The organism is Microbispora sp. NPDC088329 (assembly GCF_040685655.1).
Classification (GTDB): domain Bacteria; phylum Actinomycetota; class Actinomycetes; order Streptosporangiales; family Streptosporangiaceae; genus Microbispora.
The window spans coordinates 302,604-314,930 of the sequence record NZ_JBFBIP010000006.1; the positions used below are offsets into that span (position 1 = coordinate 302,604).

A 12,327-nucleotide genomic window follows, 5' to 3' on the forward strand; every position below is an offset into this window, starting at 1 on the left:
GCCACACCCGGGAGGTGCTCCGGGAACGGCGGCCCGTTCTATAGCATCCGGCTCGACTGCTCCAAGAATGACTATTGAGGTGGGCGAATCGTATCGGCTGACGGGTATTGGTTCGCAGCCTGCCGACCCGCACCGGTACCCTTCGGTTACATTCGCTCGCGCAATCCTTGATTGATCCGTAGAGACGCAGAGGCCGCTTCCGTGCTCGTCGCCGGGTTTCCCGCAGGGTCGTTCCAGACCAACTGTTACGTCGTCGCTCCCGCAGCAGGCGAGGAGTGCGTGGTCATCGACCCAGGTCAGGACGCCGTGGAGGACCTGGACGCGCTGCTGCGGGAGCACCGGCTGAAGCCGGTCGCGGTGCTGCTCACCCACGGCCACATCGACCACGTCTGGTCGGTCGCGCCCGTGTGCGGCGCCCGCGACGTGCCCGCGTGGATCCATCCCGAGGACCGCGCCCTGCTGTCGGACCCGGCGAAGGGGTTCCCGCCGCAGACGGGCCAGGCGTTCGGCGGGCTGAAACTTTCCGAGCCCGACGACGTGCGGGAGCTGACCGACGGGGCCGTGCTGACGCTGGCCGGGCTGGAGTTCACGGTCGAGCACAGGCCGGGCCATACCGAGGGGTCGGTGACGTTCCGGGCGCCCGTCCAGGACTCCCAGGTCCTGTTCGCGGGCGACCTGCTGTTCGCCGGCTCCATCGGCCGTACCGACCTGCCCGGCGGCGACTACGCCGCGATCCTGCGCAGCCTCGCCAAGACGCTGACACTGCCGGACGAGACCACGGTCCTGCCCGGCCACGGACCTCAGACGACCATCGGCCGCGAGCGCGCGACCAACCCCTTCCTCAGGGACGTCGCGCCGCACGCAGGCCCGACCAGAGGATTGTGATGACCTTCCAGGCGCCCAAGGGCACCTTCGACTGGCTCCCGCCGCGATCCGAGCGCGTCCTCGCCGTCCGCGAGGCGCTCGTCGCCCCGGTCCGCCACGCGGGCTACGGCTACATCGAGACGCCGACCTTCGAGGACACCGCGCTGTTCGTCCGCGGCGTCGGGGAGTCGACCGACGTCGTCTCCAAGGAGATGTACACCTTCACCGACAAGGGCGGGCGCTCCATCACTCTCCGCCCCGAGGGCACCGCCCCGGTCATGCGGGCCGTGCTCCAGCACGGCCTGCACAACGGGCAGCTCCCGGTCAAGCTCTGGTACTCGGGGAGCCAGTTCCGGTACGAGCGCGCGCAGAAGGGCCGCTACCGGCACTTCTCCCAGGTCGGCGCCGAGGCCGTCGGCGCCGAGGACCCGGCGCTGGACGCCGAGCTGATCCTGCTCGCCCACGACGGCTTCACCGCCCTGGGCCTGACCGGGGTCCGGCTCCTGCTCAACACGCTGGGCTGCAAGGAGTGCCGCCCGGCCTACCGGGCCGCGCTGCAGGACTTCCTGCGCGCCCTCGACCTCGACGAGGCCACCCGCGAGCGCATCGAGATCAACCCGCTGCGCGTGCTGGACGACAAGCGGCCCGAGGTGCAGGCGCAGCTCGCCGGCGCGCCCCTGGTCGTCGATCACCTCTGCGGGGCCTGCAAGAGCTACCACGAGGAGGTCCGCTCCCTGCTGACCGCCTCCGGCATCGCCTACACCGACGACCCCCGCCTGGTCCGCGGGCTCGACTACTACACGCGCACCACCTTCGAGTTCGTCCACGACGGCCTGGGCGCGCAGTCCGCGGTCGGGGGCGGCGGGCGCTACGACGGGCTGAGTGAGATGATCGGCGGGCCCGCGCTGCCGAGCGTCGGCTGGGCGCTCGGCGTGGACCGCACGATCCTCGCCATGGAGGCCGAGGGGCTGCTGGAGCGGGACGAGGCGCGCGGGCGGGTCCAGGTGTACGGTGTCGCGCTGGGCGAACAGGCGCGCCGCCGGATGTTCCAGATCGTCGCCGAACTGCGCCGTACGGGCCTCGACGCCGACATGTCGTTCGGCGGCAAGGGCGTCAAGGGGGCCATGAAGGGCGCCGACCGGTCCGGGGCGCGATACGCGCTCATCCTCGGCGACCGCGACATCGAGGCGGGAGCCGTGCAAGTGAAGGACCTGACCACAGCCGACCAGACCGCGGTTCCGCTCGCGGAGGTCGTCGAGTTCTTGAAGGGGAAACTCTCGTGATCCGCACCCACGAGGCAGGCACGCTCCGCAAGGAGCACGCGGGCCAGAAGGTGACGCTGGCCGGATGGGTGGCGCGCCGGCGCGACCACGGCGGCGTGGTCTTCATCGACCTGCGCGACGCCTCCGGCTCGGCCCAGGTGGTCTTCCGCGAGGAGGACCACGCCCACGACCTGCGCGCGGAGTACTGCGTGAAGGTCACAGGCGAGGTACGCCTGCGCCCGGCCGGCAACGAGAACCCCGATCTGCCCACGGGCGAGATCGAGGTCGTCGCCTCCGAGGTGGAGGTGCTGAGCGAGTCGGCTCCGCTGCCGTTCCCGATCGAGGGCAACGCGGGGGTGTCGGAGGAGGCACGGCTCAAGTACCGCTACCTCGACATCCGCCGCCAGCGGATCGCCGACGCGCTGCGGATCCGCTCGCAGGCGACCTACCTCGCCAACGAGGTCATGCGCGAGCGTGGCTTCGTCTACGTCGAGACCCCGAGCCTGACCCGCTCGACGCCCGAGGGCGCCCGCGACTTCCTGGTGCCCGTACGGCTCCAGCCGGGCAACTGGTACGCCCTGCCGCAGTCGCCGCAGCTGTTCAAGCAGCTCCTCATGGTCTCCGGCCTGGAGCGCTACTACCAGCTCGCCCGCTGCTTCCGCGACGAGGACCTGCGGGCCGACCGGCAGCCCGAGTTCACTCAGATCGACATCGAGATGTCGTTCGTGGACCAGGACGATGTGATCGAGCTGGGCGAGGCGCTCATCGGGCGGATCTGGAAGGAGACGATCGGCTACGAGCTGCCGACGCCGCTGCCCCGGATGACGTACGCCGAGGCCATGGCGCGGTACGGCTCGGACAAGCCCGACCTGCGCTTCGGCGTCGAGCTGACCGACCTCACCGACTACTTCTCCGGCACCTCGTTCCGCGTCTTCCAGGCGCCGTACGTGGGCGCGGTCGTGATGCCCGGCGGCGCCTCGCAGACCCGCAAGGAGCTCGACGCCTGGCAGGAGTGGGCCAAGTCGCGCGGCGCGCGCGGCCTGGCGTACGTGCTGGTGCAGGAGGACGGCACGCTGGGCGGTCCGGTGGCCAAGAACCTGTCGGAGACCGAGCTGGCCGGTCTCGCCGGGAAGACCGGAGCCAAGGCCGGCGACGCGATCTTCTTCGCGGCCGGCGCGCTCGCGGCCTCCCGCGACCTGCTCGGCGCGGCCCGCCTGGAGATCGGCCGCCGCTGCGACCTGATCGACGAGTCGCAGTGGTCGTTCCTGTGGATCGTCGACGCTCCGATGTTCGAAGAGGACGGGGAGGGCGGCTGGACCCCGGTCCACCACCCGTTCACCTCTCCCAAGCCGGAATACGCCGACACCTTCCAGGACAACCCCGGCGAGGCCCTGGCGTACGCCTACGACATGGTCTGCAACGGCATGGAGATCGGCGGCGGCTCGATCCGTATCCACCGGGCCGAGATGCAGCAGCGGGTCTTCGACGTGCTCGGCATCTCCAAGGAGGAGGCCGAGGGCAAGTTCGGCTGGCTGCTCGAGGCGTTCAAGTACGGCCCGCCGCCGCACGGCGGCATCGCCTACGGCTGGGACCGCGTCTGCATGCTGCTGGCGGGCGGTGAGTCGATCCGGGACGTGATCGCCTTCCCGAAGACGGCGTCCGGCTTCGACCCGCTGAGCGGGGCGCCCACCCCGATCAGCCCGGAGCAGCGCAAGGAGGCCGGCGTGGACGCCACGCCGAAGGGCGACACGCCCGAGCCCGCCGCGAGCTGAGCCACGGGTCCGTCGCGCACCGGGCCCAGGTCCTTGCCACCAGGCCCGGCCTGCGGCGTCACCGGCCCGGGCCCGCCGCTGGGCCCCCGAGCGTGAGACGGCCCCCGCGACACCGGTCGCGGGGGCCGTCGTACGTCGGAAGCGCTCAGACGATGGCGACGTCCTTGATCACTACCTTCTTCTTGGGGGCGTTGGAGCCCTCGCCCCGCACGTCGGCCGTGGGGTCGTCGTTGAAGGGGATGATGCCACCCTTGGCGATCTTGTCGATGACGTCCATGCCCTTGGTCACGACGCCGATCATCGTGAAGGCGGCGCCCATGGCGGTCAGCTGGGTGTTCTCGTCCGTGAAGGAGATGAAGAACTGGCTGCCGTTGGAGTTGGCGTCCTCGGTGTTCTGCGCCAGCCCGACCGTGCCGCGGCTGAGCGGCATGCCGTTGAGGTTCTCGTCGTCGAACAGGAATCCCGGGCCGCCCGCGCCGTCCTTCGGGCTCTTGCCGTCACCCTTGGCCAGCGGGTCGCCGCACTGCAGCATGCCGAGGCCGACGGTCTCCACCGTCGCGAGACGGTGGCAGACGGTGTTGTCGTAGAAGTTCTTCTTGGCCAGGAACGCCAGGGCGTTCACCGCGCACGGCACGTCCCTGGTGGCCAGGCCGATGACGATCTCACCCTGGTTCGTGGTGATGACCATCTTCTTGGCCGTGCCGACGGACCTGCTCAACTTGCGGGGCGGGAAGCCCACGAACTTCGACGGGCTGCCCGAGTCGTCCTTGCGGTACTTGCAGGTGACCTGGCGCAGGCTGGTGGGCTTGGCCGCCGGCGTGGGCTCCGCCGACTCGCTGTTCTTCACCGTGGGACCCGCCGCGTTCGAGGCCGAGGCGGACGCCGAGGGGGTGGCCTGGGCTGTGCTTTTGTCCGAGCCGTCACTGCAGGCCACCAGGCTGCCCGTCAGCGCGAGGAGCGAGAGCCCGGCGCCGAAGGCGCCGTGCAGGCGGCGACGGGATGTGGTCGCGCGCCCGGCCGTGCTCACGCGCGAAGCCGGTTGCTTCTGCCGATCAGTGTCGGTCACCGCTATGCCTTCCCTTTCCCCTTTTATTACGAGTGATGCGCCACTCTATCCGTGATCCCGTCGGCTCCGTGTAAAGCACACGTCCCAGGGGTATCACCACAGTTTGCGCTCATCTTGCTCTCAGATCTCCCTGCGAACCTCCTGCCGTTCAACCCGTACGACGGGGGACGGCCCCCGGGCCGGCGCCCCCGGTTGCAGTCTCAGGAGCGATGCACGATGTTCGACCAGGTCCTCGGACTCCCGGCCCATGCTCTCATCGTCCACGCGGCGGTGATCTTCGTACCGCTGCTCGCTGTGCTGTCGATCGCGTACGCCGCGCTGCCCCGCCTGCGGCACAAGCTCGACTGGGCCCTGGTCGCGACCGCCGTGGTGGCCCTGGGCGCGGTGTTCGCCGCCAAGCAGAGCGGGGAGGCGCTCGAGCGCCGGATGTTCCAGGGCCGGCCTTCCGGGGCGATCGAGGTCCACAGCGGGTTCGGGGAGGTCCTCATGCAGGTGACCACGATCCTGACCGTCGCGGCCCTGGTGATGGTGTGGCTCACCCGGGCCCGCCGTGCCCCGCAGGGCGCGGGCTCGCGTGCGGGCGTCCTGGTCGTGTCGGCCGCCGCCGTGATCCTCGCCGTGGTCGTCGGCTACTACGCCGTACGGACCGGGCACACGGGGGCGACGGCCGTGTGGGGCGGCTGACGGTAGTGTCGGCGATGTGGAGAGCCTGTTCGATTCGGCCGCCGAGGAGGCGCATCGGGGCCAGGAGCCGCTGGCCGTGCGGATGCGGCCGCGCTCGCTGGAGGAGGTGATCGGCCAGCGGCACCTGCTGGGGCCCGGCACGCCGCTGCGCCGCCTGGTGGAAGGCGACGCCCCGATGTCGCTGTTCCTGTGGGGGCCCCCGGGCACCGGAAAGACCACGCTGGCGTACGTCGTGGCGGGCGCGACCAAGCGGAGGTTCGTGGAGATCTCGGCGGTCTCCGCCGGGGTCAAGGACGTGCGCGCCGCCATCGACCAGGCTCGCCGCGAGCTCGGCATGACCGGCAGGCAGACCGTGCTGTTCGTGGACGAGGTCCACCGGTTCAACAAGGCGCAGCAGGACGCGCTGCTGCCCGCCGTGGAGAACCGCTGGGTCACGTTCATCGGCGCGACCACGGAGAACCCGTTCTTCTCGGTCATCTCCCCGCTGCTGTCCCGCTCGCTGCTGCTCACGCTCGAGCCGCTGGCCGAAGACGACGTCCGCGCCGTCCTGGAGCGCGCGGTCGCCGACCCGCGCGGTCTCGGCGGGCGCGTCACGCTGCATCCCGACGCCCTCGACCAGCTCGTACGGCTGGCCGGCGGCGACGCGCGGCGCTCGCTGACCTACCTGGAGGCGGCCGCGATGCTGGCCGACGGGGCCACGGCCGAGGTCACGGTCGAGGTCGTGGAGAAGGCCGTCGACAAGGCGGCCGTGCGCTACGACCGGCAGGGCGACCAGCACTACGACGTGGTCAGCGCGTTCATCAAGAGCATGCGGGGCTCGGACGCCGACGCGGCGCTGCACTATCTGGCGCGGATGGTGGAGGCGGGGGAGGACCCGCGGTTCATCGCCCGCCGAATCGTGATCTTCGCCAGTGAGGACGTGGGGATGGCCGATCCCACGTGCCTGCAGGTGGCGGTGGCCGCCGCCCAGGCCGTGGAGTTCATCGGCCTGCCGGAGGGCAGGATCAACCTCGCCCAGGCCGTCATCCACTGCGCGCTCGCGCCCAAGTCGAACGCGGTCGTCAAGGCGATCGGCGCGGCCTCCGACGACGTGCGGCGCGGCATGGTGGGCCGCGTTCCCGGCCACCTGCGCGACGCTCACTACGCGGGCGCGAAGAAGCTCGGCCACGGCAAGGGCTACCAGTACCCGCACGACTTCGAGCACGGCCTCGTCCGCCAGGACTACGCGCCGGAGGAGCTGCGGGAGCGCCGCTACTACGAGCCGACCACGCACGGCGCGGAGGCGCGGTTCGCCGAGCGCTGGGCGAAGATCCGGAGCTTCCTGCGCGGAGGCTGAGCACCGCCGCGGTGGCATCCGCGGCGGCCGGAGTGCGACACGGAGCAGTCCGGGACGTGTGCCGCGAAGCGGCCCGGAGGGTGTGGTGCGCAGCGGCCGAAGCATGGGGTGCGGGACGGCCCGGGTGTGTGGTGCGGGACGGCGGGCAGGTCGTTCGCGGTAAGGTCTTGCCATTCCAGCTCCGTTGATCTAGGGAGATCGGCACATGCTTACCGCGGGAGAGCTGGCGGGCCTCGTGGTCGCCATTTTCTGGGTGATCCTGGTCTGCTTCATGGTCGTCGTGCTGGTCAGGCTGGCCAGACTGCTGACCGAGACCCGCAAGTCGGTGGCCGAGCTGAGCGACCGCATCGCCCCGCTCCTCGACGACATGAGCCAGACCGTCTCCGAGGCCAACCGGCGGCTGGTGGCGGCCGAGGAGATCACGGACAACATGCGTGACGTCAGCGGCAACATGGTCAAGCTCACCGGGGTGGCGTCCACGCTGTTCGCCGGTCCGGTGCTCAAGATCTCCGCCTTCCGGGACGGCGTCCGCCTGGCGCTGGCCCGGCGCGCCGCCCGCGGGGCCCCGGCCCGGAGGGTCGCCCGCGGCGGCCCCCGCACCGGCCCTCGCACCGGAGACAGGATCAGCGAGCGGCACGCGGCCGAGCGCGCCGTGGAGCGCCGGGCGATCGGGAGGGGACGCGGATGATCCGACGGCTCTTCTACATGTCCCTGGGCGCGTTCCTCACGGTCTGGACCATGCGTAAGCTTCAGTCGTTGCGGCCCGACCATGTGGCCAGGCGCACCGCCGACCGCGCGGTGACCCTCGCCGACCAGCTCAGGGATTTCGCCGGCGAGGTGCGCCGCCTGTCGGCGAGCAGGGAAACCGAGTTGCGCGCCGAGTTCGGGCTCGACACGGTTGATGGAACCACCAACCGCACAAACAGAATCTACGACGTAAAGGACGGCCGCTGAAATGGAGTCGGCAGAGATCGCGCGCCGCTTCCTGCGCTTCTTCGAGGAGCGCGGGCACACAGTCGTGCCCTCGGCCAGCCTGGTCGCCGAGGACCCGACACTGCTTCTCGTGAACGCGGGGATGGTCCCGTTCAAGCCCTTCTTCCTGGCGCAGCAGACGCCGCCGTACCGGCGGGCGACCAGCGCGCAGAAGGTCATGCGGACCCTCGACATCGACGAGGTCGGCAAGACCACCCGGCACGCCAGCTTCTTCCAGATGCTGGGGAACTTCTCCTTCGGCGACTACTTCAAGGAGCAGGCGATCCCGTTCGCCTGGGAGCTGCTGACCCGGTCCGAGGCCGACGGCGGCTTCGGCTTCCCCGAAGACCGTCTGTGGGCGACCGTCTACCTGGACGACGACGAGGCCCAGGACATCTGGCACCGCAAGGTGGGGCTGCCGCTCGACCGCATCCAGCGCCGCGACCTCGCCGACAACTACTGGCACATGGGCGTTCCCGGTCCGGGCGGGCCGTGCTCGGAGATCTACTACGACCGCGGCCCCGAGTACGGCCGCGAGGGCGGGCCGATCGCCGACGAGAACCGCTTCCTCGAGGTGTGGAACCTCGTCTTCATGCAGTTCCAGCTCAGCACGGTCCGCGCCAAGACCGACTTCGACGTCGCGGGCGAGCTGCCGGCCAAGAACATCGACACCGGCATGGGCCTGGAGCGCATGGCGGCCATCCTGCAGGGCGTCGACAACATCTACGAGATCGACACGACGTACAAGATCCTCGACACGGCGGCCGACCTCACCCGCTCGCGCTACGGGCGCGACAAGCGGGCCGACGTGTCGCTGCGGGTGATCGCCGACCACATGCGGGCGGGCGTCATGCTCGTCGGCGACGGCGTGCTGCCCTCCAACGAGGGCCGCGGCTACGTGCTGCGCCGCATGCTGCGCCGTGCGATCCGCAACCTCCGCCTGCTCGGCGCGGGCGAGGAGCGGCACATGCACGCGCTCACGGCCGTCACGATCGACGTGATGGGCCAGCAGTACCCCGAGCTGAAGGCGGACGCTGCCAACATCCACACGGTCATCGACGCCGAGGAGGCGTCGTTCCTCGGCACGCTGCGCACCGGTACGGCGATCTTCGACGTGGCGGTGGAGGAGACCAAGCGCAAGGGCGTCGCGACGCTCAGCGGCGACCAGGCGTTCCAGCTCCACGACACCTACGGCTTCCCGATCGACCTCACTCTGGAGATGGCGGCCGAGCAGGGCCTCCAGGTGGACGAGGAGGGCTTCCGCCGGCTCATGAAGGAGCAGCGGGACCGGGCCAAGGCCGACGCGGCGGCGAAGAAGACCGGCAACGCCGACATCTCGGTGTTCACCGGCATCCTGGAGAAGGCCGGGAAGGTCGACTTCCTCGGCTACGACCACACGACCGCCGAAGCCAACGTCATCGGCCTGCTCGTCGACGGCGCGTCCGTCCCGGCGGCGGGCGCGGGGACCACGCTGGAGGTCGTGCTCGACCGCACCCCGTTCTACGCCGAGGGCGGCGGCCAGCTCTCCGACCAGGGCGTGATCCGCACCGGCGGCGCGGAGATCGAGATCGTGGACGTCCAGTCGCCGGTCTCCGGTCTGGTCGTGCACCGCGGCAAGGTGCGCACCGGCGAGGTGCGCGTCGGCGAGCAGGCGCAGGCCGACATCGACCTGGAGCGGCGCCGCGCGATCTCGCGCAGCCACACCGCGACCCACCTGGTCCACCGCGGCTTCCGCAACGCGCTCGGCGAGTCGGCGGCCCAGGCGGGCTCGGAGAACTCCCCGGGCCGCTTCCGCTTCGACTTCACCGCGGCCGGGGCCGTGCCGGTGTCGATGCTGCGCGACGTCGAGGACGAGGTGAACGCCGTCCTGATCAACGACCTCAAGGTCAACGCCTTCTACACGAGCCAGGCGCAGGCCCGCGCGATGGGCGCGCTCGCCCTGTTCGGCGAGAAGTACGGCGACGAGGTGCGGGTGGTCGAGGTCGGCGACTACTCCCGCGAGCTGTGCGGCGGCACGCACGTGGCGAGCTCCGGCCAGCTCGGCCTGGTGAAGGTGCTGGGCGAGTCGTCCATCGGCGCGGGTGTGCGCCGCGTGGAGGCGCTCGTCGGCCTCGACGCGTTCCGGTTCCTGGCCCGTGAGAGCGTGCTGGTCGCCCAGCTGAGCGAGCAGCTCAAGACGCGCCGCGAGGAGCTGCCCGAGCGCATCGAGGGCATCGTCAGCCGGCTGCGGACGGCGGAGAAGGAGCTGGAGAAGCTGCGTTCCGCGCAGGTGCTCGCGGTGGCCGGCGAACTCGCAGCGCAGGCCCGCGACGTCCAGGGCGTCTCCGTGGTGACGCACCGCGCGCCTGATGGCACCACCGCCGACGACCTGCGTAAACTCGCCCTCGATGTGCGCGGCAGGTTCCCTGGCGACCGCGCCGCGGTCGTCGTCGTCTCCGGCGTCCCCTCCGACCGGCCGGTCGTCGTCGCCGCGGTCAACGAGGCGGGACGCGAGCGAGGCCTGAAGGCGGGCCGGCTCGTCGGCGTCGCCGCCAAGGCACTCGGGGGTGGCGGTGGCGGCAAGGACGACGTGGCCCAGGGCGGCGGTACGCGGCCCGAGGCGATCGGCGACGCGCTTCGCGCGGTCGAGGAGGCCATCTCCTCCGCGGTGGCGTGAGCGGCCGATGAGGCACGGCGTCAGGATCGGGGTCGACGTCGGCTCCGTCCGCATCGGCGTGGCCCGCAGCGACCCGTCGGGTCTGCTGGCCACGCCGGTGGAGACCGTACGGCGCGGCCGGGGCGACCTGACGAGGATCGCGGAGATCGCGGCCGAGCACGAGGCGATCGAGATCGTGGTCGGGCTGCCCACGTCGCTGTCGGGCAAGGAGAGCCACGCCGCCGGGGCCGCGCGCGAGTTCGCCGCGCGGCTTGCCGCCCGCGTGGCTCCGGTCCCGATCCGGCTGGTCGACGAGCGGCTCACCACGGTCAGCGCTCAGCAGGGCCTGAGGTCCAGCGGCGTGAAGGCCCGCAACCAGCGTGACGTGATCGACCAGGCGGCGGCCGTCGTGCTGCTGCAGGCCGCGCTCGACGGCGAGCGGGCCACCGGCAATCCCTCCGGCAGACCTCTCGAACCACCGCGGCCCGGCACCGGGCCCGGTGAGGAAGCGAGCGGCGGGACCGCACGGTGAGGCGGACCGCGGCCGCCGTGGCCGGGGCTCTGGCCCTGGTCGCGGCGGCGGTCGCGTACGGCGTGCACGAGGTCGTCACGCAGCCGGACAAGGCCCCGGACTACACCGGCGGCGGGTCGGGGACGGTCATCGTCGAGATCACGCCGGGGGCGAGCGCCGGCGAGATCGGCAGGACGCTGGAGCGGGCCGGCGTGGTCGCCAGCACGCAGTCGTTCGTGGAACAGGTGATCACACGGTCCAAGGAGAGCAGCCTGCGCCCGGGCCGTTACACCCTGCGGCGCCGCATGGCCGCCGCCGAGGCCCTCGACCTGCTGCTCGCACCCGCCAGCAAGGTCATGCGCACGGTCACCGTGCCCGAGGGGCTGCGCGCCAGTGAGGTGCTGCACACCCTCGCGGACGGGACCGGCATCCCCCTGAAGGACTTCACCGAGGCCGTCGCCGAGCCCCGGCGGCTGCGCCTGCCCGCGTACGCCGAGGGGGCGGCCGAGGGGTTCCTGTTCCCCGCCACCTACGAGATCGAGCCGGGGATGTCCGCCGCCGACCTGCTCAGGAAGATGGTGGCCCGGTTCCGCGTGGCCGCCGCGAAGGTGAAGCTGGAGGAGCTGGCGCCGCGCCTGAACCTGACCCCCAAGCAGGCCGTGACGGTCGCGAGCATCGTGCAGGCGGAGGGCGGCGTTCCCGCCGACTACCCCAAGATCGCCAGAGTGGTGTACAACCGTCTCGCGCGCGGCGCGAAGCTGGAGATGGACAGCACGGTCAACTACGCGCTGAACCGGCACACCCTCAAGGTCAGCACCGAGGACACGAGGGTCGGCTCGCCATACAACACCTACGCGCGCGCAGGGCTGCCGCCCGGGCCCATCGGCAACCCGGGGGAGAGCGCGCTCGTCGCCGCCCTCCACCCCGCCGCGGGCACATGGTACTGGTTCGTCACCACAGATCCCCGGCGTAAAATCACCAAATTCACAGACAAAGAGGCGGAGTTCAGGAAATATCGGGAGGAGCTGAACAGGTATCTCGGGACGAACTGATCGCCTTCCGGGCATCCACGCGGCGCCGTCCCGCGGGGTTCCGGGCCGGCGCCCTGTGCGTCCACACGGCTCCGCCGCCCCAGGCGGGCTCCATATATCGGGAACGCCCTCGTGAGAACCCCCTGCCCCGACCCCCCTCGGTTTGGCACACTCGCTTGACGGGAGGCCTCTCG

General features: G+C 71.2%; 11 protein-coding genes. 10 read left to right on the forward strand and 1 reads right to left on the reverse strand.

Annotated elements, in window-relative coordinates:
* Positions 1 to 201: 201 nt before the first annotated feature.
* Genes AB0O28_RS15385 through aspS form a run of 3 tightly spaced genes read left to right on the forward strand, consistent with a single transcriptional unit; the run spans position 202 to position 3,898 of the window.
* Entirely contained in the window at positions 202 to 885 is a 684-nt protein-coding gene (locus tag AB0O28_RS15385; RefSeq protein ID WP_363640471.1) for an MBL fold metallo-hydrolase, read from the forward strand.
* On the forward strand, positions 885 to 2,147 hold the full coding sequence (gene hisS / locus AB0O28_RS15390) for a histidine--tRNA ligase (protein WP_363640382.1): 1,263 nt from the start codon (positions 885 to 887) through the stop codon (positions 2,145 to 2,147). Before AB0O28_RS15385 ends, hisS begins: the two co-directional genes overlap by 1 nt.
* On the forward strand, positions 2,144 to 3,898 hold the full coding sequence (aspS, locus tag AB0O28_RS15395; protein ID WP_363640384.1) for an aspartate--tRNA ligase: 1,755 nt from the start codon (positions 2,144 to 2,146) through the stop codon (positions 3,896 to 3,898). Before hisS ends, aspS begins: the two co-directional genes overlap by 4 nt.
* 145 nt (positions 3,899 to 4,043) lie before the next feature.
* Here aspS and AB0O28_RS15400 read toward each other — a convergent pair whose 3' ends face one another.
* Positions 4,044 to 4,964 (reverse strand): peptidylprolyl isomerase, encoded by a 921-nt coding sequence (locus tag AB0O28_RS15400; protein WP_363640386.1) that lies wholly within the window; start codon positions 4,962 to 4,964, stop codon positions 4,044 to 4,046.
* A gap of 216 nt (positions 4,965 to 5,180) precedes the next feature.
* Between AB0O28_RS15400 and AB0O28_RS15405 the strand changes: the two genes are divergently transcribed.
* The 7 genes from AB0O28_RS15405 to mltG all read left to right on the forward strand — a co-directional run bounded on the left by AB0O28_RS15405 (position 5,181) and on the right by mltG (position 12,154).
* Positions 5,181 to 5,648 carry a DUF2231 domain-containing protein gene (locus tag AB0O28_RS15405; RefSeq protein WP_363640388.1) on the forward strand — a complete coding sequence of 156 codons (468 nt, stop codon included), beginning with the start codon at positions 5,181 to 5,183 and terminating at the stop codon, positions 5,646 to 5,648.
* A 16-nt stretch (positions 5,649 to 5,664) separates the two neighbouring features.
* Positions 5,665 to 6,984 carry a replication-associated recombination protein A gene (locus tag AB0O28_RS15410; RefSeq protein WP_363640390.1) on the forward strand — a complete coding sequence of 440 codons (1,320 nt, stop codon included), beginning with the start codon at positions 5,665 to 5,667 and terminating at the stop codon, positions 6,982 to 6,984.
* A gap of 205 nt (positions 6,985 to 7,189) precedes the next feature.
* Positions 7,190 to 7,672 carry a DUF948 domain-containing protein gene (locus tag AB0O28_RS15415; protein ID WP_363640392.1) on the forward strand — a complete coding sequence of 161 codons (483 nt, stop codon included), beginning with the start codon at positions 7,190 to 7,192 and terminating at the stop codon, positions 7,670 to 7,672.
* On the forward strand, positions 7,669 to 7,938 hold the full coding sequence (locus AB0O28_RS15420) for a hypothetical protein (RefSeq protein WP_363640394.1): 270 nt from the start codon (positions 7,669 to 7,671) through the stop codon (positions 7,936 to 7,938). Before AB0O28_RS15415 ends, AB0O28_RS15420 begins: the two co-directional genes overlap by 4 nt.
* 1 nt (position 7,939) lies before the next feature.
* Positions 7,940 to 10,612 (forward strand): alanine--tRNA ligase, encoded by a 2,673-nt coding sequence (gene alaS, locus AB0O28_RS15425; RefSeq protein WP_363640396.1) that lies wholly within the window; start codon positions 7,940 to 7,942, stop codon positions 10,610 to 10,612.
* A 7-nt stretch (positions 10,613 to 10,619) separates the two neighbouring features.
* Positions 10,620 to 11,123, forward strand: coding sequence for a Holliday junction resolvase RuvX (gene ruvX / locus AB0O28_RS15430; protein ID WP_363640398.1), 504 nt, complete (start codon positions 10,620 to 10,622; stop codon positions 11,121 to 11,123).
* On the forward strand, positions 11,120 to 12,154 hold the full coding sequence (gene mltG / locus AB0O28_RS15435; protein WP_363640400.1) for an endolytic transglycosylase MltG: 1,035 nt from the start codon (positions 11,120 to 11,122) through the stop codon (positions 12,152 to 12,154). Before ruvX ends, mltG begins: the two co-directional genes overlap by 4 nt.
* Positions 12,155 to 12,327: the final 173 nt, after the last annotated feature.